Consider the following 24,989-nt stretch of genomic DNA (forward strand, 5'->3'; position numbering starts at 1 on the left):
CACAGTATTTTCATTTTTGCTTCAGATAAGAAAATCTAAGTTACAGACACCGTAAAGTCATGCTATAACTCAAAGGTTCTTGTCACTTTTTTGTTGGATTTTTTGAAGTATGTCAAACCCTGCTCAACGCGCGACTAAATTGTTTGTTCAAACATTCGGCACCAAGCCTGACGAGTTATATCAAGCGCCTGGCCGAGTCAATATTATGGGTGAGCATACTGATTATAATGAAGGGCTTGCGCTGCCCGCTGCCATTAACTTTCATACTGTTATTGCGGTTAAACACCGCGATGATAATGTATTTCGCGCGGTCACTACTGCATTTCCTGGTAAAATTGAACAATGGCATTTTGGTGAAGAAGGCACTGTTGCAGCCGGTGATGATTGGACACATTACTTAAAGAGTGTCACGGCAGCGATGAATCAATCTGGTTTACAAGCCAAAGGGTTAGACCTCGCGATTGTTGGAGATGTGCCTCTTGGCGCCGGATTATCTTCGTCTGCGGCGTTAGAGATTGCCTTTGGTACGGCCATCAGTTATGCCAGCCAATTACATTTATCTCCGTTAGCCATTGCCCAATTGGCCCAGCGCGGCGAAAGCCAATTTATGTGTTTAGACTGCGGCATGATGGACCAAATGATCAGCGCAATGGCCGAGCCAGACCATGCATTATTAATTGACTGTTTAGAGCTCGAGAGCGAGCCGGTGTTATTACCCGAAGAGCTCAGTATGATCATTATCGACCTTAAACAAGACAGGCAGGCGTTTGTACAACAATTTGAACAACGTAAAAAAGAATGTAGCCATATTACGCAATTGCTTGGGCTCGATTCATTACGCGACTCTTCATTAAGTTTATTGAGCCAAAGCAAAGAGTTACTCAACGATGAACAATTCCGCCGAGCTCGTCATATCATTACTGAAAATCAACGTACCAGTAATGCCGCTCGCGCCTTACAACAAAACAATATTGCCCGCTTTAGCCAGTTGATGGCACAGTCGCAAACATCAATGCGTGATGACTTTGAGATTATCACTCCAGAAATAGACACTTTGGTCAGCCTAATTTCCACCTTGATAGGCGAACAAGGCGGTGTGCGCATGAGTGATGGTTGTGTACTGGCGTTAGTGAACCATGATTTAAGCGACGATGTGATTAATTTGGTTGAAAATCAATTTTTTACTCAAACCGGAATTGAAGCAACCATTCACTTATGTTCAGCCAGCGGCGGTGCTGGACGCATCCGCTAAATTAACCAAAAGAGAGAGGCGTAAATGGTACGTTTTAGTGTACTTGAACCTTGGCAAGATCCCCGTGGTGGAGAGATTGAGCGGGTTAGAATTGATAATGGCATCATTGCACTTGAAGTATTAAGTCTAGGCGGCATCATTCGATCATTATGGACACCCGATCGAAATGGCGAACGTAAAAATATTGTTTTAGGGTGCGATAGCGCTGAAGACTATTTAACCCAACAAGCCCATTTAGGCGCTGTTGCTGGTCGTTACAGTAACCGTATTGCCAATGGTGCTATGGAATATCAAGGCCAGCGCTACTCGCTGAGCGTCAATCAAGCTACCAACTGTTTACATGGTGGCACGGAAGGGTTTAACCGTAAATTGTGGCAATTAGGCACCTTAAGTGACGGGGTGCGGTTAACGTTAAAAAGCCCTGACGGCGATATGGGGTTTCCAGGTAATTGCACTGTGCAACTAGACTACCGCTTAGTCGGCAATAACTTATATGTTGAAATGCTTGCTAGCACAGACAAAGCTTGCCCAATTAGCTTAACCCAGCACAGCTACTTTAATTTAGACGGCAACCGCAGTGACACCAATACCGAGCACACTCTGCAAGTAGATGCTAAAACCTACCTGACCATGAATGATGTTGGTATACCAACCGCTATTCAACCTACTACAGGCAGTGATTTAGATATGGCTGTTGCCACGCTTATGTCAGTACAAACTCAACGAGCTGCCTTAGCGGCCACTAAGGGGTTTGATCACTGTTATATATTAGATAACCCCGGCGCAGACTTACAACGCTTTGGTTGCTTAGCGAGCCACAATAGTGGTCGCCGTATGACAGTATATACAAACCAGCCTGGAGTGCAGGTATATGGGGCTAACTTTTTACAAGGTACTGTGGCTAAAAAACAACGGATATTAGCGGATCATCAAGCGGTGTGTATTGAACCGCAAATGCTGCCAGATTCACCCAATCAGCCGCATTTACCTGGTGCCAGTAATGTCTGGGTTACACCAGAAAGCGTCTATCACCACATAACGCGTTATCAGTTCGATGCCAAGTAATCCGCCAGCAAAGCCCACCTTTAACGCCGAAGATATTGGCCAAATCGCTGTTGGGGCTTTTGCTCTATCTGTACCGATAGCATTTTCAGAAGAAGCATGGCGATTATCGGCCAGTTTACCGACGTTAAACTTAGTACTTGTGGTGTTTTTGTCGTTGGCGTTTATCACATTATTTGCTTATCAGAGTGTGTTTCAAGGCAATATTATAAAACGCAGAAGGGCATTTTTTTTACGGGTGGTTGCCGCGTATTTTTTGACATTAATCGTGGTAGGGATCGTATTGTTAGCGTTAAATAAACTGCCGCTATTAACCGACCCTATTTTAGCATTAAAGCGGATTATTTTAATTGCGATGCCCGCGTCGATGGGCGCGATTATTGTCGACAGTTTTGATAAAGAATAACGACATTAAGTTTGGACAATTCTATTTAACGCTTAAGTTTTAACGCTTAAGTCTTAACATTTGGCCTTTGAACTTTAGCCAAAAAGAAACGGCATAAAGAATCTTCATTCTTTATGCCGTTTTCACAAGTGGGTATACAATCTGATAAATCACTACTAAATAATATGCTGTTAGCAATAACACCATATTATCCACGCGATTAATCGTCTAGATTGTCGCCCATTTCATCGAAATCATCACCATCGTCGTCATCAGAGTCATCAAAATCTGGAATGTCATCATCTGAATCTACAACTTCATCTGGCTCAGCTACAGGTTTAGCTTTGCGAGGTGGTGCCGTATCTGGCACTTTTGACAAGTCTATCCGTGATTGGTGCTTTAACATAAACTCAGCACGTGCAGCTTTCCAAGCATCCCCAAACTCAGCCATAGCAGCTTTTGTTTGTTCGTCATCTAAGTCGTGTAAGTTAACTTTAACGATGTCTTCTACAAATTCAACAATCGTATTGCGCGTAGTATGAAACATATAAACGCGCCCAGGTGACGCTTGTGGTAGTTGATTATCATGAACCACGATAGTGTTACCTTTCGATGTTCTTAATTCACCAAACCAAAGTTGTTTTTTTGCTGTGTTATACATATATGCTAACGCCCTTAAATCAACACATATACTAAAAATGATGCAATGTAATGAGTTAAAACACCTCATTTTGCACCACGATTATCTCTTCTGTATTTACGTGGGTATTTAAACAGAATATTTCTGAGAATCAATGCCTAAAACGATGAATTTTTCGCGTAACGGCATAAAAATGTCAATCTTAGTAAAATTTGTCCGGATAAAGACCATTACCATTACTAAAAAAGAGGTCTTTATGCTGTCTACCTATACGATTGAATTGCTACCGTTAGTTCACAGCCCCAATTGAGCTTTGCTCAACTGACTCACAACAATGTGACGTCATGGGCTGCATTAGACCCTCTTAATAAACATCGATAACAGGACAATAGCTGAAATAAAACAGCCTTCAAGTTTTTTATCTAAAAAATTTTATCGGCATCGCATTATCTTTATAACGCTTTTATACAGCTCAACTCGGCACTCATCCTAAAATATTAAATGCTGACCAAATTGAACTGTATAAAATGATGCTTAAAACTAAGCCTGTAAATCTAATACTATCTTACCCTTATGCTTACCTGATTCCATTAACTCATGTGCTTTAACCACCTGCGAAAACGGAAATACACTGTCGATTGGAATGTTCATATCACCATTATTTAATAACGGCCATACGTGCTCTGCTAAGCCTTGAGCTATTTGTGCTTTGTTGGCGACACTTTGCGGGCGTAATGTTGAACCTGTCCACACCACTCGTTTTGCCATGATACGGAAAATATCGATAGTCGCTTGTGGGCCTCGTTGCATTGCCACTGACACCATACGCCCTTCTGTAGCAATGGCTTTGAGGTTTTCATTGATAAAGTCGCCACCGGCAATATCCATAATAACATTAACGCCAACCCCTTCTGTGGCGGCTAATATAGGCTCAACAAATTGTTGTTCATTATAATTGATCGCAACACTGGCACCTTGATCTAAACAATATTGGCATTTTTCATCGCTGCCAGAAGTTGCAAATACTTTTGCACCTAAACGACTTGCCATTTGAATGGCTGTAGTACCGATACCACCAGAACCACCGTGGATCAAAACCGTTTCACCCGCTTTCAATCCGCCGCGAATAAACAAGTTACCCCACACAGTAAAAAAGGTTTCTGGTAACGCAGCGGCTTGCACAAAACTGTAGCCCGTTGGAATAGGTAAACAATGTGCTGCGTAAGTGTTTACTAACTCGGCATAACCACCTCCAGGAACCAACGCACAGACTTTGTCGCCCACTTGGCATTGAGTTACATCGTCTGCCAACGCGACGATTTCACCCGCGACCTCTAAACCAATAATTGGGCTGGCACCTGCTGGCGGTGGATAAGCACCTACACGCTGCTTAATATCAGGACCATTTACACCGGCGGCATAAACCTTAATTGTCACCTGGCCTTCTGCGGGCATTGCTAATGTTGATTGAGCCATTGTCATCACACTTGGAGCACCTGGTTGCTCAACATGCACATGGGTAAATTCTCTGCTTATTGTCGCCATAAAATATTATCTCGGTTAATTGTTATCAAAAAGTAATCAGCATTAAAAGCCTGTTATTGTTGCTGTGTGCTTGTTCGCAAAATGAGCGATAATGTTAGAGAGTGCTAAAGTAGTTTCTTTTTTAATCAAAAAAACATTGCCTATAGTAGCTGAACAATTACTATACCCGGCCGTTCAAATCATGGAGCACAATAGTTGTTTAAGTACCTGTTGATACTACTGTCGTTAATCGGTATTCACGCCCATGCAACACCAATCCGTATCGCGTCGGATATTTGGTGCCCTTATATATGTGAAAATGAAAAGGGCTATGTTGTTGAACTAACAAAACGCGCTTTTGAAATTCAAGGGCAAACGGTAGTGTTTGTTACTATTCCTTATAAACGCGCCCTTATAGAGCTGCAACGAGATAATATTGATGCGGTACTGGCATTAACGCCTAGCGCCATTACCAATAACCAACTCATCGATGCTGATATTATTATCGGTTACAACAGCAATGACTTTTATACCCTCATAGGTGAAGACGAGTCGTTTGAAACCATTGCCGATCTTAATCAAACTTTACAAGCAGCTGTGGTCAGCGGTTATAACTACGGCGTTGAACTTGATGCTTGGCTAAATGCCCATCCTAATACCTACTTTGCCTCAGGTAACGATCCGTTAGCGATGAATATCATTCGGCTAGTAAAAGGTCGACATTCGGTTATTGTCGACAACAAAAATGTCATCGAGTACACAGCAAGTCAATTAAACTTAAGTCAACAATTGCGCTATGCTGGCACTATTGGCCAGCCAGTGCCTTTGCATGTGGGCTTTAGTCAGCTAAACCACGCCAATGCGAAAATGTTTGCTAACGGCATTGAGATGCTAAAAGCAAACGGTGAGTATCAAGAAATTATTAATAAATACAAAATATTACCTAGCGTTTCAACAAATAAAGCGCGCCATAAGCACTTACAAAAATTTCTACCCGTCATAAATAAGTGACACGACACTATTTATTAAGCACGCAACAATCGACTTTAAAGTGCAAACTTTAGTAACATTATTTCTCTGTATATTCACTTCAACTTAGTTACACTCTGCCCACAAAAAATACAATAAATCATCATTTTGGGATATTGGCACTGGTTCGCTAGTGTCAAAGGAGTGTTTATGCGCGTGTATAGTCAACTGCTAGTCTTGGCACTGACCAGTTCAGTAATCTTTACCATTTCGGCTTCAGAAATCGTCCAAAGTAAAGGCCATTTTGTCGATAAATTTCGCCAACTTGAAGAAAGCCTACCAACCCCAAATGATTACCGAAATGCAGCTGGCGAGCCAGGTAAAGAGTACTGGCAGCAGCAAGTTGACTATAAAATTAATGTCACTCTAGATGAAGAAAAGCGTCGTATTGAAGGTGAACAAGTGATTACTTATCACAATAACTCTCCTTACACGCTTAAATATCTCTGGTTACAGCTAGAACAAAATCGATTTAAATCTGATTCTATCGCCGAACGAAGCAGTACTTTTTATGGGGTTGATGGTAGCGTGAGTGCCACCAACACTTATGGTGATAATGCATTTGCAAAAATCAGCCTGCAAGACTTACGACGCCAACAGTTTTTAGCCGATAACAACTTGGGTTACCAAATTACTGCGGTAACTGACACTAATAAAAAACCACTCAAATACACCATTGTCGGTGCTCAAATGCGAGTCGACTTGCCAACGGCCTTAGGTCAAAACCAATCGACTCAATTGCGCATTAATTATGGTTACAACATTTTAGAAGAAGACGCCGTTGGCGCTCGATCTGGCTTTGAGCATTTCCCCGACGATGATCGCAAAGGTGGGAACGACATATTCTTATTAGCGCAGTGGTTTCCGCGAGTGGCCAGTTATTCAGATTACGAAGCGTGGCACAACAAAGAGTTTTTAGGCAGCGGCGAGTTTACCTTGGAGTTTGGTAATTACGATGTGAGTATGACAGTGCCTAGCGACCACATTGTTACAGCGACTGGCGTATTGCAAAATAGTAAAAAAGTATTGTCATCAGAACAGCTTAAGCGGTTAGATAAAGCAAAAAAAGCCGATAAACCAGTCTTTATTGTGTCTGAAGATGAAGCGATCGCAAATGAGTCGAGCACAGCAAAAGGTAATAAAACCTGGCATTTTAAAGCCGACAATGTACGCGACTTTGCATGGGCATCGTCACGTAAATTTATATGGGACGCTCAAGGTTATCAGCAAAAAGACAGTAACAATCCGCACGTAATGGCGATGTCGTTTTACCCTAAAGAAGGTGGCGAGCTGTGGCAACGCTATTCAACCGCTTCAATTATTCACACCCTTAAAGTCTATTCACGCTTTACCTTCGATTATCCCTATCCTGCGGCCATTAGTGTAAACGGCCCTGTTGGCGGCATGGAATACCCGATGATCAGCTTTAATGGTCCACGCACCATTTGGCACGACGATGACAGCCGTACTTATACCCTATCGGAAAAGCAATTCTTAATCGGTGTGGTGATCCACGAAGTTGGTCATAACTATTTCCCAATGATTGTAAACTCAGATGAGCGTCAATGGACCTGGATGGATGAAGGTATAAACAGCTTTTTAGACGGTATTGCGACTCGCGAATGGGACCCTAACCTCTCTTGGGGACGTGAGCCAAGTGATGTGATTGAATATATGAAATCTAACGTGCAAGTGCCTATTATGACTCAGTCAGACAGTGTGCTGCAGCTTGGCCCAAATGCCTATATTAAGCCCGCTGTGGCGTTAAACATTTTGCGTGAAGTGATATTAGGCCGTGAATTATTTGATTTCGCTTTTCAAGAATACAGCAACCGCTGGATGAACAAACGTCCAACACCAAGCGACTTTTTCCGTACCATGGAAGAAGCCTCTGGGGTTGATTTAGATTGGTTCTTCCGAGGTTGGTTTTACAGCACCGATCATGTTGATATTTCGTTAGACCGCATTTATAAACTGCGCCTAGACACTAACAATCCAGACATTGATTTCGAGCGCCGCCGCCAAGATTATCAAGGTAAACCCATGCCTTATTCGGTGGAACGTAATCAACAAAGTGGTCAAAAAAGCTGGGTTGAACTGAACTCAGACAATCTTGATTATCATGACCAACATGATCAATTTAGCGTCACCAATAAAGAACGCAACAAGTACAACAAAAAACACGCTGAGCTCGACGAATGGGAGCAACAAGTGCTCCCTCGAGCCATCAAAGAAGATAAAAACTATTACGTATTTAATTTTTCTAATCTTGGCGGCCTTGTGATGCCCATTTTACTCGAATTAACCTTTGAAAATGGCAACACTGAGTCATTGGTTTTACCTGCTGAAATTTGGCGCCGCTCACCATTTGAAGTTAGTAAGCTAATAGTGACCGACAAGGACAATATTTTAGTGTCGGCGGTGGTCGATCGTCGCGGTGAAACAGCCGATGTCGATATTGAAAATAACTATTATCCACGTCAAATTATCCCTTCACGTATCGAAGCCTTTAAAGAAGAAGAACGTAAGGGCAATCAGTATCGCGATATTATGCATGACAACAAAGAAGCGCTTGAAGAACCCGAGATTAAGGTGAAAAAGAAGTGATACGTCAACTAGCCTTACTATTAATCAGTATGGTAGGTTTGGGTTTCTTTACAGGAGAAGCCCTTGCCCACCAGCAAAAAGAAGCTTACACCAGTATTGTGTTCAATCAGCGCAGTGGCATGCTTGAAATCCAACATCGATTTTACTTACACGATGCAGAGCATGCCGCCCAGCAAGTGATCGATAAAAACACGGATTTGATCAGCGATCCGGTTGGTCGCGATGCTTTTGCTTATTACGCTATTTCGACATTTTCGATGCAAGATCAGCAACAACAACCGTTAACTCTGACTTATGTTGGCACAGAGTTAGAAGGTAAGTATTTGTGGGTGTACCAAGAAACACCGATTACCGCTGATATGGAAGGTTTTTACCTAAAAATGACTGCGCTACAAGAACTGTGGTCAGAGCAAACCAACCACATTAATGTAGAGCGTAATAAACGTGTCACTTCAGCAAGACTGCATATTGCTGACTCTTGGCATTATATTGAAGTCGCTAAACCTACCCAGTAACTAAACCTGCTAAGTAACTAAACCTGCTAAGTAGATATGGCTTAAACACCGTTAATCGTTATAACAGAACCATAATAAGCAAACTTATATGGTTCTGTTAACTTTTCACTATATCGTCTAGCGCATCTGTGAGTGTTGAATAAGTTACACAGTGCACTCCATCGGGTTTAAAACCGGCTTTTGCCAGGGTTTTAAGTGGCTGAAATTGAAAATCAGCCAACAATACTCGGGTATTATCGTGCTTACATTTAGCAATGTATTTGTACAACGCCGAAACTCCACCCGAATCTAAAATAGACACCCCGTCGAAATACAACACCACACCATCTTGGTCAGCACTTAAATGAACCAACTCACCAAATACCCCATCGGCAGCGGCAAAAAATAATGGCCCGTTGATTTTAAATACTTTCCAGCGCGGCGGTAGCTCGACATGAATATGCTTTTTCTGCTCGCTAATGTCTTGTACCTTTGTCATGTCGGCAACTTGTTTCATAAACAGCAACGATGCCAAAATAATTCCAGCACTAATGGCAATCACCATGTCAAAAAAGATGGTCAACAACAAACACACCATCAATACCAACACTTCACTGGCTGGCGCTTTTTTCACTAAGTGAATAATCTTGGGTGCTTCGCTCATATTCCACGCCACCATGATCAATAATGCCGACATGCCTGCCATTGGGATATACGCCAAAATGGTACTCAATGATAACAATGACACCAACACCACCAACGCGTGGATCATTGCGGCAATGGGGCTCACCGCGCCAGATTTATAATTGGCTGCCGAACGTGCAATTGCAGCGGTAGCCGTAATACCACCAAAAAATGGGGCAATAATGTTACCGATACCCTGGCCTAGTAACTCACTATTGGCGCTGTGCTTTTTACCCGACATACCATCTAAAACTACGGCGCACAGTAACGATTCAATCGCCCCTAACATGGCAATGGCAAATGCGGCAGACAATAAGTCACTGACCAGTTGCCAAGTGAATACCAGCGGCATTTCGCCCATTTGTGCCCGCTGCCAAGGCCACTCAAAATCTGGCAGCATTGACGGTATACCTGCACCGACAGAACCGTCGGCTAAGGTAAAACTGAAGGTTGAGCCTATCGTCGATACATGAAATCCTAACAGGTTTAACATCAAAGCCACCACACTCGCCGCCATCACTGCAGGCAAATGAGCGGGTATGTTTATCTTGAGTTTGGGCCACAAAATAAACACGACTAAGGTGCTTATCCCCACCAGCATCGTCGGCCCGGAAAACCCAGGAATTTCTTGTATTAACGTGGCAACTTTACCCACAAAGCTCTCTGGCATGTCAGTAATGTTTAAGCCAAAAAAGTCTTTAACTTGCAATACTGCGATCACGACAGCAATACCACCGGTAAAACCTAAAGTGACCGACTCAGGAATATATTGAATAAAACGTCCTAAGCGAAATAACGCCATAACGATTAACATCAATCCAGACAAAATGCTGGCAAGCAGTAACCCAGACAAGCCATATTGATGCACGATAGGATAAAGAATCACCACAAAAGCGGCTGTCGGCCCTGACACGCTATAACGCGAACCACCAGTGAGCGGAATAACAAACCCGGCAATAATGGCGGTATATAAGCCATATTGCGGCGCAACGCCTATAGCTATCGCCAGTGCCATAGCTAACGGAATAGCAATAATGCCAACGGTTAAGCCGGCTAATAAGTCTTTAGTGAATGCATTGGCATTGTAGGGAGCGTCTTTTAAAGACTCTCGAAGTGCATGCCCGATACGAAGAGAAAATAAATGTGTGCGGTATTTCATTGCGGCGATCCCATAACCTAGTACGGCGTCAAGATACCCCTCATTATAGGCCGTTCGTCCGCTAGCACAATCAAATTAAGTTACCACTTGATGATAACTTTATTATCATTACATTATAATAAATAAATTCGTATCAATAAAAAAGCCACGCTAGGTGGCTTTAGTGATTAGCTCAGTCATATCAAAATGCGATTAACCTACCGAAAAATCGATAGACACCTTACGGCCGCGATTGGTTTCAATATTTTGATACTGCCAATCATATTGTTTAATTAACCGTGTGGTGAGCTCTAGCCCTAGGCCAAAACCTAAGTCTTCACTGCTATTAGCGTAAGATTCGCACTGATTAATAATGCTGACAGTGTAACCATTCTGCACAATGCTAACACTGCCTTTCATGGTATGTTGTAGCGCATTACGGATAAGGTTGGTCATAATTATGCGGCATAATGTGCCTGGTAGTTGTTGAACAGAGTCGTCTGTTTCAATACTAATATCGATGTCTTTACCTGTTGCTAAATAGGCCAGGTCACTCACTAGTTGACGAATAAGTTGGTCTAAACACACCTCTATGACTGGTAAGCTTTTATCTTCACGGCGAGTTAACCATAACAGCGTTTCGGTAAGGTCGGTCATCGTCAGTCCGGCGCGCTCAATCCGTTCAACCACTTGTGCTTGTTTTTCAGCGCCAGCTCCTTTGGCGATTAACTTTTGTAATAGTTCAGTATTGGTACGGATCACTGCAATAGGAGTGCGCAGTTCGTGACTGGCATAACTCAAAAACTGTTGCTCTCGCGCTAAACTGTCTTGCACTGTACTTAAGCTGGTTTTGATGATTACGGCCAAGGTGTTAAGTTCGCTGTAGTGAAAGTCTGGCATCGGTTGTTCGAGCTGTTGAGTATTTAGACCTTTTGCCCAATTTTTGAGTCTTTCTATCGGCAGCGTAACACGGCGCATCACCAAAATTAGCACTACAGTAAAAGCAATAATGCCTAATATTGCCGTTAGCAAAATGATTAAAAAATAAGGCGGACCATTTCGCTTAAAGGCACCGATTTTACTGCGTTCAAATACCGTTGAAACAAAACGTATTTCATTACCATATTCCACTTTCATCGTAAAATAACCCGCATCAGGTGGGCTTATTAAGTTACCGCCAACAATCACCTTATTCAGTACATTTAATTCTGTTGGTGGCTCAAGCATAATTTGGCGCACTTTTTCGGGTAGATCTTGCCAACGACTGGCGACTGTAAATGATTCAAACTGATAGGGTTTTCCGTCTGCTACATTTTGTTGCTGGCCTTGGGCATACATCGATACTCGCAAAGACGCATCCATGCCCGCGATAAAATAATGCAGGCTTAATGCAGATAAAATCAAAATGGTACTGATACCCGTAATCAACATTGCCAATAATATATAAAGCCGAATGCTAGGGATTATTTTCATGATGAATGGCTTTCCTTTATCGCAAAACCGTAACCGCTAATGGTGTGCAGTAGCTTGTGATCATGCTCGGCATCGACTTGTTTACGCAAATTAAATATGTGTACTTTTAAGCTGTTACTGTCGGGCTGTTCATCACCCCACACTGTTTGCATTAACTTTTCCCGTGACACTGGGCTGGGGCTTGCACGCATTAAGACCGTCAAAATTTTCAATGCGGTCGGCGACAGCTTTAATTCTACTGTTTGGCGAAAAGCTTGTTTTTGCTGTACGTCGACGGTTAAATCGGCCACGCTCAGGCGTTGTACTTGGCCACTGCGACGACGGGCTAGTACCTTAACTCGGACAATAAGCTCTTCCATGGCAAAGGGTTTCACTAAGTAATCATCGGTGCCATTGGCAAAGCCACTGAGCTTATCGTCTAGGGTGTCGCGCGCTGTCAACATTAATACCGGTACATCAATACCTTGAGAACGTAATGACTCACACACCTGTAAACCATTCATTTTGGGTAAATTTAAATCCAGAATCACCGCGTCATAATGATTTTGTTGAATTAAATTAAGTCCTGCTAAGCCATTAGCGCTGTGATCACACAAAATGTCTTCTAACTCAAAATACTCGATAACCGCTGTGGCTAGGTCGAGATCGTCTTCGACCAGCAACAATTGCAACTTATCAGTTGTCATCAAGTTGGCTCCTTAGTGTTATGCCGATACTGTTGCGTCATTATTAGAACGTAACTTGTTAATTATACGAGTAATAAAGTCTTTTGTTTCACTTTGAATTAATAGTAATGATGGTGTCAAAATCAAGGTTATGACCGTGGCAAACAAAATACCATAACCCAGCGCAGCTGCCGCGGGAATTAAGAACTGCGCTTGCAATGAGGTTTCCCCTAATAATGGTGCTAACCCAGCAAAAGTAGTAACTGATGTTAACAGTACGGCACGTAATCGCCCGGTGCATGATTCAACAATGGCATCATGTACCGAAAAGCCTTCTTCTTTAATCAATTCATTAAAGCGTGACACTAATAATAGGCTGTCGTTTACCACCACACCACTTAACGCCAATATACCATTTAACGATAAAATACTTATGGTTAAGTCGTTCAACCAATGGCCTAGAATGGCACCAACAATGCCAAATGGAATTGCGGTCATGATAATAACAGGTTGCACATATGACTTAAGCGGCACGGCCAGCAAAGCATATATAGCGATTAACGCGAGCACAAACATAGACTCAATAGAGCTAGTGGTTTCTGCCTGTTGTTCTGCTTCACCGGCAAAGTTAAAGCTTACCCCTGGATATTGCACTTCAAGCTGCGGGACTAACGACTGCTTTAATTGACTCACTAACTCATTGGAAGCAATTTTATCTTTGTCTAACACCGCACTAATATACACGGCGCGTTGACTGTCTATGCGGGTAATATTCGATGGTTGATAATCATTAACTATTGTTGCCACATTGCTTAATGGCACTATGGTTCCGTCGCTGGTACGCACATTGGCAAGCTTAATATCACCTATGGTTTGGCGGTCGTCATCAGGATATCGAACACGGACTTTAACCTCGTCTTTACCACGTTGAAAACGCTGAACGACACCACCGCCAAACGACTGCAGTATTTGAGCCGATAAGGTTTCGGTATCAAATCCTAGGGCGCGACCTTGTGCAGTTAATTCAAAACGATATTGGGGCTCACCTAAGTCTAGGTTGTTATCAATACCGCTCACGCCGTCCATGGTTTCGATTGCCGCTTTTAACGCCTGGCCAGCAGCAAAAACCGACTCCGTATCACTGGCTTTAATTTCTACTTTAAAATTATCGAGCATTTCTTTTTTTGCTAATACTTTAAGCTTTTTCACCCCTTCCATTTGGCCAACGGCCTCGGTCCATTTAAGGGTAAACGCTTTTAGCGTATACGGGCTATTAGGGGCTAACTCAACTTGCACTTGGCCTGAGCTACTGCTGCTGGCCAACACATGTAAGCTTGTTAGATAACTGTCTTTAACCTCGCTATCGCTATGCTCGGTAGCTACTTGCGCTGAAAGCTGTGCATCAACTTCTTTTGCTACGCGCTCTAAAGTGGTTAAGTTTTTATAGGTTTGACCAAAACTGGCATCATTTTGCATTGAAAAGTCAGCCACTGCAGTATCACCGGTAATATCAGGGAAAAATGCCACTCTTACACTGCCAGTTATCGGCATGCCGGCCACAATAATAAACATCGCGATAAAGACCATAACGACGGCATAACGAAAACGCAGGGCAAACTCAATTAATGGCTGATAAATAACTCGGCTAAACCACTTTAAGCCACTGTCTGCCGCATGTTGAAGATGATTAAACCATGACTTTTTAGCACGTTTTTTAGTATCAATATGCGCTAAATGTGACGGCAGAATAAATTTAGACTCCACCAGCGACAACATTAAACAAATTGCTACCACAGTGCCAAACTGGGCATAAATTTGCCCTAAGCGCCCTTCTACATTGGCTAACGCCACAAACGCCACTACGGTAGTTAACACCCCAAAAATAGTTGGCGTTGCCACTTTAAGCGTGCCTTTAATGGTGTTGTCGATGTTGTCGCCGTATTTTTGTCTGGTGCTATACACACTCTCGCCGACGACTACTGCGTCATCAACTACGATCCCCAATGCCATAATAAAGCCAAAGGTGGTCATTTCATTTAGGGTTAATCCGGCAAAATTGTTGGTCATAAAAAACAAGGTACCGAAGAACACAAACGGTAAACCTGCAGCAACCCAAAACGCCACGCGAAGGTTTAAAAACAACGCCAAAATAATAAACACTAACGCGATACCACTAAGGGCGTTTTTAACCAGTAAGCTTAAGCGTTCGGTAATGAGGGTACTTTTGTCGTGCCAAGTGGCAATGCTGACATTGGCAGGCAACACAGTTGAATTACGCCACTTTTCAACTACCTGTTTTGCTTGCTCAACAATATTTACGATATCGCCGCTTTCATCCATTACAATTTCAATTGCGCTTGAGTTAGCTTGGTTATAACGCGACAACACAAAGGTGTCGTCGGCAAAACCGTCTTTTACTGTAGCAATATCGCCTAAGGTAATTAACGATCCTTGGCTGTTAGTGATGATGGGTAGAGCCATAAAATCTTGTTGTTGGTAGGCCTGATCTGACACTTTTAAACGTACGGTTTTATCGTCGTTATACAAACTAGTCGAGATTGATGTCGCTGATTCGGCATTTATCGCGCTGGCAACGGAGGCAAGCGTTAATCCATAGGCTTGCAGTTTGGCTTCATCAACTTCAATCGAAATCATTGGCTCAGCTTTGGCTTTAATCTCAAGATCATGAATCGCATCTTGGCTGAGTAAATCCGACTTTAATTGCTCGGCTAATGCCTGTAATGTTGCACGGTCTGCATCACCGTAAATCTCAATCCATAACGCATGGTCTTGCATGCGCATCTTATCAATTACTGGATTTTCAGCTTCGCTTGGAAAGTTATAAATGGCATCGACATTGGTTTTAATGTCAGTGAGTAAAGTATCTAAATCATACGAGCTGGTTTTCTCAATAATCACACTACTGCCATTGGCATTAGAGGTTGAGGTGATGCGTTTAATTCCGGGGACGGTTTCTAAAGCATCTTCGATTTTAATCGCGATGCCTTCTTCAGCTAGCACTGGGTCACCACTGTCGTAAGTAACAGACACTGTGACGCGATCAGGTTCTAGGCTCGGAAATGCCTCTTTACGTAAACTATTAAGCGAGAATAGCCCTACAACAATAATACCAATTAACAGCAAGTTAGCTGCTACTGAATTTCTGGCAAACCAGGCAATTGCCCCTGTATGAGTCGATTGAGGAACTGACATCACTATACCTCTACCTTAGCCAACACTTTGGTGCCAACCTTAAAGCCACTTAACGGACGTTTTACAATTTGCATTGTGGCTGGCATGCCTTGTTTAGTGGTCATAGGCATCACGTATACAAAACCTGCTTTTTCAAAAACTATAGTGGCAGCAGACTTAGCTAATAGGTCATTATCGTCAACAAACCAAATATCGCCTTGCTGCGAAATAGCCGATGAAGGTAATTGCCACAAATTGTTTAATGACTTGCCGTTTATCTGCGTTTTAACAAACGTACCTGGATACAAGTCGGTTTGCTGTGCCAACGGGTCATCGACCACCACAACTAATGAACGTTGGCGGCTAGTTTGGGTTAAATGCTGCTCTACCCGTTCAATATATCCTTGCCATTGCTTTAGGCCATCGGTGCTTTGTAACGTCACATTCCAAGGCGTCTTGGCTAATTGGGCGTTATCAAACGCAGGTAAATTTTTCCATTGTTGCTCAGACAATGGGACGTTGATTTCAACTTCGGCAACACTGTATAACGTGCCAAGCTGCGTGCCCGTTTGCACATAGCTACCTGGCTGAATATCACGGCTGATAATCAACGCATCAAAGGGTGCGGTAATTTGGGTATAAGCCACATCTTGTTGGGCTTTTTTTAGTGCAAGCTTAGCATTTTCTAATGCGGCTTTGGCCTGAGCTAATTGTGGGGTACGTAATACGAGAGGTGATGCTGGCTCGCCAGATAAACCTGAACGCAACCACTCAGCTTTCGCTTGCTCACCTTCGCGTTGCTCTTCTAATAAATCCAATTCAGCCTGGGCTACATCGGTTTTTGCCTGGGTTAATGCTTGCTGGTAACTGGTGTCATTAATTTGGCCTAATACCGTGCCTTTTTTGATCACTTGGCCTGATTCAAATTGACGATTTAGATCAATCACCTTGCCGTTCACTTCAGCGCTTAACGTTAACTCAAAGCGCGGTCTTGCTTCACCAAAACCAATCACTTCAGCTTGATACTCTTGGCCAGTAACTGCCACTACGCCAACTTGCGGTAACAACGTTGCCGGCACACTTTTCTCAAGCGGTTTGACCGGTGATTCAGCTGAGGCTTTTTGATTAGGCGCTGGCGGTAATTTAGAGGCGGTATAACCTAATGCAGCAAAAATACTGCCCACAGATAATACAGTGACGATAACGTTCATACGGTTAAGTTTCATGCGGATACCCCTAGACCTAATGCAAGGCCTAAATCAATGCGGTTAACAAGACGGTTATAAATGGTGGTGGCAAGCTGCGCTTCAATATCATAGGTTTGCTGCTGCACTGTGAGTAGGTCAAAAATATCCACTAAACCTTGGCGATACTTTTCTTCGTAACTCACAAAACTACGCTGAGCACTCATTTGTGCCTCTGTTAAATATTGTTGCTGTTTAGCAAGGGAATACTCTTGGCCAACTGTATTTTCAACTTCGTTTACAGCATTGAGTAAGGTGTCTTGATATACCCAGTAATGCTGCTCAGTGGTTAAGCGAGCTAATTCGGCTTGCGACTTCAATTTACCACCTTGGAATAACGGCGCCGATAACTGCCCAAGTACACTCCATAACGGACCCGTGAGTAAGGCATCACTTGGCGACTCTGCCATGTCAGTTAAGCTGGCAGATAAGCTGATCGACGGTAACATTGCCTTGTAAGCAGCATCGGTACGTAATGATTCTGCTTCAATATTATAAAATGCCGCCTTAACGTCTGGACGACGACCAAGGTTTTGTTGACCAAGTGAACTAATTGGATTGATGACAGTAGGGAATTGCGCTGAGACATCTGCCACTAAATTTTTGCCCGTCCACTGCCCGGTAAATAAGGTTAAATCACGTTTACTTTGCGCAAGCTGCTCATGGTAGCTCACTAATGTTGCGCGAGTGCTAGCGGCGCTAGTATTGGCATTATCAAGGTCTTCTAAGCTGCCTAAGCCCACCCTATAGCGCGCCATAATCAGTGCCTGGTTATTTTCGAGTACCGCTAAACGTTGCGTTTCTATGGTCACTAATTGTTGCTGAAGGCTAATGTCTAACCAACTGCGCATCACATTAGCTGCCACCAAATCCTGAGCACTTTGTAAACTGGCTTGCGAACTGGCAATATCTTTTAGCGCAGCATTACTGCTGTCAGCGATTTTTTGCCATAAATCTAATTCCCAACTCACGGTAATGTCAGTGGTGTAACTGTCGTCACTGTCTTCTGTTGATGAGCCACTAAAGCTAGCATCTACCGATGGTAAACGACTCGCTGAAGTTATACCGTGCTGAGCATAAGCCATATTTAACGCGACCACGCTTTGTTGCAAACTGGGGTTGTTTTGCAATGCGGCTTTAATAAACGTTTGTAGCTCTGGAACGTTAATTAAATCGGTTAATCGTGCTACGGGTTGGGCAAGTATATCTTGTGAACCAGAAGCCGAACTCGCTAATAGCTGTTCAAGTAACTGCTGGCTTGTTTTGGCTTCTGTTTGCCTAGCTTGCTCGGCGTAATGGGTATTATCAAAAGCACTGCAACCCAACAGGCTCGACACCATCAGTGCAAGTATTGCTTTTCGTACAGCAGGTTTAACCATCATCAAGTGCTTCTCCCAGCTTGTGTATTACACAATAATGGAACAAGCATACCGATGGGCTGGTTAAGGAGAGGTTAAGGCTAAGATCAAATGACAAATAAGCGCTATCGATATGATGGGAAGTAAACCTAAAAAGAGGCTGCACATTTACATGTGAGCCTTAGCTTTAGAGGAAACATAAATTTGCTGAAAGACAAATTATCGCCTGAACTAGTTATTATATTTTAGTTTTAACCTATTCTATAAATAAAGATTATCAAGTACCTTAATCTTTAGGTTTACTTATTGACTGGTTGGTTGTTATCAAGGAATACGTTAAATGGCGATAGCGCAAAATCAAACGATTACTAGCAGTATGGGCCGCTGGATGCTCTTCGCCATGGCTGCACTTTTGATATTTGTTGGTATCTGTTTCCTCTGGTTTTCGAGCCATTTAATCAATTCACGCTTTGATAATTTTGACGCTAAGTTTTACGAACAACAACTGATGCGAGTTAACGGTATATTTGAACAAAACAATTTAGCATTTGAATCAAGTCTTATTGATTACGCACATTGGGATGACACTGAAGCGTTTGTTCTCGGTAATAACCCGACTTATATCGAAGATAACTTTACAGCTGAAGCACTCGATAATATCCAAGTAAATGGCCTTATCCTTACTCATTTAGATGGCAGTAAAGTGTCAACGCCTCTGATAACACAGGCAGGAAACTTAGTCTCGATGCCTGCAGATTTATGGGCAATACTGCAGCCTGTTATACCATCGTTAATGTCACCAGAACAAACAACCGTGACCAGTAAAATGATTTGGCACAATAACGTCGGGATCATGATATCTGGCGTGGCGATAACCAACAGTTTTAAAAATACTCCATCAAGCGGCTACTTGTTTTTTATTCGAATTTTAGATGAGCCGATGTTAAACAGTTTACGTGAATTAACCCTCGTACCTTTTGAGTTAACAAAAAGTCCATCAAGCCCGCAGTCGACAGTATCAGTCACAATGCAAAATAATGATGGAAATAAGCTCTGGTTAGCCACTAAATCGTTAACTGGCTTAGCAGCAAAAACTGAAGTGCAAGGTGGTACACACCTACAGGCAGAGCGAGATCTCACCTTTACATTATTATTGTTTAGTGTGGCGGGTTTAACACTGGTCTCACTTATTGGTAATTATTGGATTGTTCACTTTAAAGTCTTAAACCGACTGCATATATTTTCAAGACTGGCTGACCAATATAGACAAGAGCCGCATTCTTCCATTCGTTGGCCAGTAAAAGGTCACGATGAATTAGATAACCTGGCACAATCTCTTAATGAATTTATTGCAGAGGTAGAGGTACGGCATGAAGATTTACATCACCTTGCTCACCATGATCCACTAACAGGTATTGGCAATCGACGCCTATTACAGGCAAAACTCGACATTAATATGCATCAACATGCGCTAACGCCTAATTTTTCTTGCACGTTGCTGTTACTCGACCTTGATGGTTTTAAACTGCTTAATGACGGCTTAGGGCACGCGGCTGGTGATCATATTCTTAAATTAATAGCCCAAAGAATGACGTCTCAAGTGCGGATTGATGACACAGTAGTGCGTTTAGGCGGCGATGAGTTTGCTATTTTATTAGAAGACACAGATCCCGACGCAGCGCATCCATTTGCTGAACACTTACTTAAGAAAATTGCTGAATCTTTTGAGTATGAAGGTCATAAACTAAACCTACATGCATCAATCGGGCTTGCTCCGCTCAAATATGCGGCAACGAAAGAAGATGTCATTCGCAATGCCGATCTCGCCATGTATGAAGCTAAACGCAGAGGAAAAAACCAAGTTGTCGTCTTTAAAATTCATTTCCTTGATATCGTCTCTCGCCGTATGCAGCTTGAACAAGCATTGCGAGAAGCATTAAATGAACAAGAGCTAGACATTTGGTTTCAGCCTATTATTGATGCAAGAAATGGCAGTGTTATAGGCCTTGAAGCATTATCTCGTTGGAAATTATGCAGTGAATTTATCCCGCCAGATGAATTTATTGGTATTGCTGAAACATCAGGGATGATTACCAAACTAGGGCAGCAAGTATTTAATAAGGTGGGCGCTGCGCTGCAAGAACTGCGTATTGATTACCCGGAACTGCAATGTAATGTCAATCTGTCACTGAGGCAGTTTAGGGATTCCGATCTAACAAAAGATATTATGCAATGTATTGAGAAATACCAATTACCGCCTTCTGCAATGCACTTAGAGCTTACCGAAAGTATGATTGCTGAATCTGAAAGCGAGATATTACCCACCATGCAAAGCTTAGTGAACCATGGGTTTAAATTTCATTTAGATGACTTCGGTACCGGATACTCGTCACTTGAACGCCTAAAAAACTTACCTTTTGACACCTTAAAAATTGATCGTAGCTTTGTTGCCCCTTTAGGGAAAAATGATCACGTTATGGTCAAAAACATTATTAATATCGGCCATGAATTAGGCATGAATTTAATCGCTGAAGGAGTTGAAACGGAAGTTGAAGTGAACAAGTTACTTCAGCTAGGCTGCCATCAAATTCAAGGTTATTATTTTGCTAGACCTATGCCTTTAGATGCTCTAAAAGTCTGGATGTTAGACAATCAAACACAGCAACTATCTGCACACACATCGACTAAAAATGGCTAAAAACACCCTCAAAAAGTCTTAATGACCCTTTAAACGTCGGCTTAATGCGCTTTGGCTGATCCCCAATATTTGTGCTGCTGCGGTTTGGTTATTGGCTGTACGGCTCATAGCTTCATCTAAAAGTGCTTGGTTCATTTGGGTAATAGTAGGCAGTTGCTTAGGAAATACAATACGGTCTTGCGGCGTAGCAGTTAATGATTTGTGTTCATTAATCGCCTCCATAAAAGCAGAGGTGTTCAAGGCGATACCGTCACTTCTACTCACGGCATCAAAGACCATGCCTTTGAGTTCGTGTAGGTTACCAGGGAAATCATAACTGGCCAGTTTTGGTGCTAAATCTGTTGGTTGAATAGGCGCAGGTAAGTTCATTTCTACTGCTGCGATGGAAATGAAATGATTGATTAACATCGCAATATCTAATTGCCTTTCGGCTAGTGGCGGTAATTTAATTTTATGCGCCCGTAAACGATAAAGCAGATCGCTTCTAAACTGCCCAGCTTGATGAAGTTTAAGTAAATCATCTTGGCTCGATACCACAAACTTACATTTAACTGGGTAAGCGGTGTCACTGCCTAGAGGGTAATATTGTTTACTTTCGAGCAATGCTAAAAGTTTAACTTGTGCATCAAGCGACAACGCACCAATTTCGTTAAGATAAAGTACGCCACTTCCGACTTGATGCAATAGACCCGCAACAGCTTCAAGCTCACCATTATGGTGATGATACAACTGGCCACACATTTTTTGTTCAAAAAACTCACTACTCATGCCCGCGAGGTTAATGAAAATAAATGGCTCATTTGGGCTATAAAGTGCGTGACAAGACTTTGCAAACTCACTCTTACCTGTACCGCTTGCTCCGATGATAAGCAATGGCTCAGAGCTACCTGATACGGCCTCAAGATAGCGAAATTGATCTAATAATTGCGGCTCACAGGTTAAGATATTATTGAATGCTTGTGGGTTATCTAAGGTGCGACTCAAGAACTTCTCTTTAATGTATAAATAGTTACGTTCAAGACCAACAACCTCCAATGCTCGGCGAACTGTCCGAGCAAGATCGTCAACATTATCTGTTTTAATAAAGTAGTCGTAAGCTCCGTTTTTAATGCAACGTACTGCAGTATCAACTTCATTAACACCAGTAACAATAATGACGCGAGTATTAGGAAAATCACTGCGGATCATCGCTAACAGTTCTTCACCTGAATGAAATGGCATCGTTAGGTCGACCAACACCAATGCATAGTCACCTACCTGTAAGCGACTTTGCACTTGGCGACTATCAATACAGGTATCAATTACAGCCTCAGGCACCAAACGGTTTAATGTCACGGCGAGTGTGCGTAACCATGCGGCCTCATCGTCAATTAACAGAATATTTCTAGCTAACTTCATGGGTTAAATCCTAGTTTAATGCGCTAAAGCAAACGTTAAGCGAATGCGGGTGCCGTGGCCTAACGTTGACAATATTTGCATTTCGCCTTGATGCTCTTTAATGATTTTACTGCATACCGACAACCCAAGCCCGCTGCCACCTTCGTTGCGCCGAGTGGTAAAAAAAGGTTCGGTAATTCTTTTTAATGTTGCGCTATTCATGCCACAACCATTATCTACAATGCTTAATATTGCCTTATCATCTTGTACGCTGGTTTCTATAACTATCTCGGCTTGTTTTGCAGCACTGGCGTTACAGGCATTTTGAATAAGGTTAATTAATACTTGATGCAATTGTTGAGCGTCACCGTTAATACAAGGTGAAAGTGCAGATAATATGATACTCACTTGATGAGCTTTGGTTTGATTTGCCGTTAACCGCTGCGCGACTTGAACCACATCATTTAAACACACGCGGGTATATTCATCGGCGATATGCGGCATGGCATAACGTTTTAAATCATTCACAATTCGGCTAATACGTTTAGCACCCTCTTCAATGGAGCCGCAACTGTATTGCAATTCTTTAATGGCAACATCAGGTTGTAAACCAGCAATAAGCCAAAAAGGATTTTGTTTTTGATAATGGCTAGCGGCAGGAGTTAAGTCTTTCATCGCGGCGCTAAATAACGACACTGCATGGACAATTAACCCCGTTGGATTATTAATTTCATGGGCTATCCCAGCAGACAGCTCACCTAATGACGCTAATCGACTGGCTTCTTCATTGGCCTGACGTAAGCGATGCTGCTCGGTTGATTCCTCGAGTAATATGACGACTTGGTCGTAAGCAATAGGGTGAAGTTGCAACTGCCAAAATTGTTGCTGATAGCGCATGTCCGCAGTGAATGACGTCTGGCTGGATAATACGTTGAATACTGCTGTTTTAAGATTAAATACATCATTGTCGATGTAGTAAAACTCAGCAGAGTCTAACAAATGAATATTATTATCGTTACTCCATAAATGCTGCAAGGCTTGATTGACTATGGTTACGCCATTGGGAATACCATCGAGCACTGATTGAAACTGTTGCGACAGTTCAGATATCTCTGCCTCAATCAGTTTACGTTGTGTTAATTCTGCATTTAGCGCTTTAGCATGACGACGTAAACTAGCACTAATAAATCCGGTGTAAACCAAACCCGCAGCAGAAATGAAGGCAACCACAATCGCAAGCGCGAACAGGCGTTTTTCAGTAAAGGTTAAATCGACTTTTTCGCGGCCAGTGCCAAACCATTTATTGACCAGTAGATCATATTCACCCGACAGCTTTAATTGTCTTAATGCATCATTAATCTGGTTCATCTGTTCGGCTTTAGTGGCATTGGCGACAAAATTAAACGCACCGTAAATTAAAGCATCGCTGGAGCTTCGCACCGATGGATACATAGGCTGTAAGCGCCGAGCAACAAAACTTTCTGCAATCACCACGTCGACCTGATTTTTAATCAGTAATTGAAAGCCTGTCTCATAAAGGTCAACATCGACCCGATCAAATTTTTGTAGTTTGTCAGACAAATATACATCAACAAAAGCACCTTTTTTAATGGCGACACGCTTACCCACTAAATCCGCCCAGTTATTGATTAATGCCTTACCCTGTAAGGTATAGGCTTTAGCATGGGTTGCATAAATAGGATCCGATTGCGCTAACTGACGGTCCATATTTACTGGGCTCACCACAGTAATCACATCAATGTCGCTATTTGGGTTATGCACATCGTGCAACAGTTGCTGAAAACTTTTGCGACGAACAATAATCCGCTTGTTGGTTAACTGGCCAATTCGATTCATTAGCTCAATATTAAAACCTTGATCGACTCCATTATTACGCCATTCAAGCGGCGCCGTATTTGAGTGCACGCCAAAAACAATGCTGTCTTGCGCCAGCACTGGCAGAGTCATACAAATAAGGCACAACAATATCAATCTCATGTGTCCATGTTATCGATTTAGCCAAAATGAAACTGTGCAGCATTCCGCATATGAGTAAATCATTATGTACTTCACTTTGCCCTGTGTGATCTAGCGCCACATTCACTATGCAAAATTGCATATACCCCTTTATAGCTATGCATGTTTGCATAGCTCATTTTGAGGCCTG

At 42.6% G+C, this 24,989-nt stretch carries 18 protein-coding genes; 7 read left to right on the plus strand and 11 right to left on the minus strand.

What is annotated here, in order from left to right:
• The first annotated feature begins 109 nt into the window (after positions 1-109).
• The 3 genes from galK to IEY40_RS11750 are packed head-to-tail and all read left to right on the plus strand — an operon-like array spanning position 110 to position 2,720.
• Positions 110-1,252 (plus strand): galactokinase, encoded by a 1,143-nt coding sequence (gene galK, locus IEY40_RS11740; RefSeq protein ID WP_188956354.1) that lies wholly within the window; start codon positions 110-112, stop codon positions 1,250-1,252.
• A gap of 24 nt (positions 1,253-1,276) precedes the next feature.
• Positions 1,277-2,317: an aldose epimerase family protein gene (locus tag IEY40_RS11745; RefSeq protein WP_188956357.1), complete on the plus strand. Its 1,041-nt coding sequence runs from the start codon at positions 1,277-1,279 to the stop codon at positions 2,315-2,317.
• The gene (locus IEY40_RS11750; RefSeq protein WP_188956359.1) at positions 2,307-2,720 is read left to right on the plus strand and encodes a DUF2391 family protein; all 414 of its coding nucleotides are present in this window, start codon (positions 2,307-2,309) and stop codon (positions 2,718-2,720) included. Before IEY40_RS11745 ends, IEY40_RS11750 begins: the two co-directional genes overlap by 11 nt.
• A gap of 199 nt (positions 2,721-2,919) precedes the next feature.
• On the opposite strand, the gene IEY40_RS11755 is transcribed toward IEY40_RS11750, so the two are convergent.
• Positions 2,920-3,360 carry a hypothetical protein gene (locus tag IEY40_RS11755; RefSeq protein ID WP_188956361.1) on the minus strand — a complete coding sequence of 147 codons (441 nt, stop codon included), beginning with the start codon at positions 3,358-3,360 and terminating at the stop codon, positions 2,920-2,922.
• Positions 3,361-3,879: 519 nt separating this feature from the next.
• Positions 3,880-4,884, minus strand: a complete 1,005-nt coding sequence (locus tag IEY40_RS11760; RefSeq protein WP_188956363.1) for an NAD(P)H-quinone oxidoreductase — start codon at positions 4,882-4,884, stop codon at positions 3,880-3,882.
• A gap of 195 nt (positions 4,885-5,079) precedes the next feature.
• On the opposite strand from IEY40_RS11760, the gene IEY40_RS11765 reads away from it, so the two are divergent.
• The 3 genes from IEY40_RS11765 (at position 5,080) to IEY40_RS11775 (ending at position 9,014) form a co-directional block, all read left to right on the plus strand.
• The gene (locus IEY40_RS11765) at positions 5,080-5,874 is read left to right on the plus strand and encodes a substrate-binding periplasmic protein (protein WP_188956365.1); all 795 of its coding nucleotides are present in this window, start codon (positions 5,080-5,082) and stop codon (positions 5,872-5,874) included.
• A 168-nt stretch (positions 5,875-6,042) separates the two neighbouring features.
• Positions 6,043-8,499 carry a M1 family metallopeptidase gene (locus IEY40_RS11770; RefSeq protein ID WP_188956367.1) on the plus strand — a complete coding sequence of 819 codons (2,457 nt, stop codon included), beginning with the start codon at positions 6,043-6,045 and terminating at the stop codon, positions 8,497-8,499.
• Positions 8,496-9,014, plus strand: coding sequence for a DUF6702 family protein (locus IEY40_RS11775; RefSeq protein ID WP_188956368.1), 519 nt, complete (start codon positions 8,496-8,498; stop codon positions 9,012-9,014). The genes IEY40_RS11770 and IEY40_RS11775 overlap by 4 nt, the downstream gene beginning before the upstream one ends.
• Before the next feature lie 97 nt (positions 9,015-9,111).
• On the opposite strand, the gene dauA is transcribed toward IEY40_RS11775, so the two are convergent.
• From dauA to IEY40_RS11805, 6 genes are all read right to left on the minus strand, one after another.
• Entirely contained in the window at positions 9,112-10,836 is a 1,725-nt protein-coding gene (gene dauA / locus IEY40_RS11780; protein ID WP_188956370.1) for a C4-dicarboxylic acid transporter DauA, read from the minus strand.
• A gap of 192 nt (positions 10,837-11,028) precedes the next feature.
• Positions 11,029-12,288 (minus strand): sensor histidine kinase, encoded by a 1,260-nt coding sequence (locus IEY40_RS11785; RefSeq protein WP_188956372.1) that lies wholly within the window; start codon positions 12,286-12,288, stop codon positions 11,029-11,031.
• Positions 12,285-12,974, minus strand: a complete 690-nt coding sequence (locus IEY40_RS11790) for a response regulator transcription factor (RefSeq protein ID WP_188956374.1) — start codon at positions 12,972-12,974, stop codon at positions 12,285-12,287. The genes IEY40_RS11785 and IEY40_RS11790 overlap by 4 nt, the downstream gene beginning before the upstream one ends.
• A gap of 18 nt (positions 12,975-12,992) precedes the next feature.
• Positions 12,993-16,166 carry an efflux RND transporter permease subunit gene (locus IEY40_RS11795; RefSeq protein WP_188956376.1) on the minus strand — a complete coding sequence of 1,058 codons (3,174 nt, stop codon included), beginning with the start codon at positions 16,164-16,166 and terminating at the stop codon, positions 12,993-12,995.
• A gap of 2 nt (positions 16,167-16,168) precedes the next feature.
• A complete protein-coding gene (locus IEY40_RS11800) occupies positions 16,169-17,371 on the minus strand; it encodes an efflux RND transporter periplasmic adaptor subunit (protein WP_188956378.1) in 1,203 nt (400 codons plus the stop codon).
• Positions 17,368-18,771, minus strand: coding sequence for a TolC family protein (locus IEY40_RS11805; protein WP_188956569.1), 1,404 nt, complete (start codon positions 18,769-18,771; stop codon positions 17,368-17,370). The genes IEY40_RS11800 and IEY40_RS11805 overlap by 4 nt, the downstream gene beginning before the upstream one ends.
• 316 nt (positions 18,772-19,087) lie before the next feature.
• On the opposite strand from IEY40_RS11805, the gene IEY40_RS11810 reads away from it, so the two are divergent.
• Positions 19,088-21,445 (plus strand): sensor domain-containing diguanylate cyclase, encoded by a 2,358-nt coding sequence (locus IEY40_RS11810; protein ID WP_188956380.1) that lies wholly within the window; start codon positions 19,088-19,090, stop codon positions 21,443-21,445.
• 18 nt (positions 21,446-21,463) lie between these two features.
• Here the strand turns inward: IEY40_RS11810 and IEY40_RS11815 are convergent, their stop codons facing one another.
• From IEY40_RS11815 to IEY40_RS11825, 3 genes are read right to left on the minus strand one after another with little or no spacing between them, the layout of a single operon-like run.
• Positions 21,464-22,843: a sigma-54-dependent transcriptional regulator gene (locus IEY40_RS11815; RefSeq protein ID WP_188956382.1), complete on the minus strand. Its 1,380-nt coding sequence runs from the start codon at positions 22,841-22,843 to the stop codon at positions 21,464-21,466.
• Positions 22,844-22,858: 15 nt separating this feature from the next.
• Complete coding sequence (locus IEY40_RS11820) at positions 22,859-24,820, minus strand: ATP-binding protein (protein WP_188956384.1); 1,962 nt, start codon at positions 24,818-24,820, stop codon at positions 22,859-22,861.
• On the minus strand, positions 24,723-24,941 hold the full coding sequence (locus tag IEY40_RS11825) for a hypothetical protein (RefSeq protein WP_188956583.1): 219 nt from the start codon (positions 24,939-24,941) through the stop codon (positions 24,723-24,725). Before IEY40_RS11825 ends, IEY40_RS11820 begins: the two co-directional genes overlap by 98 nt.
• Positions 24,942-24,989 lie beyond the last annotated feature (48 nt).

The organism is Shewanella ulleungensis, from assembly GCF_014648315.1.
GTDB lineage: Bacteria > Pseudomonadota > Gammaproteobacteria > Enterobacterales > Shewanellaceae > Shewanella > Shewanella ulleungensis.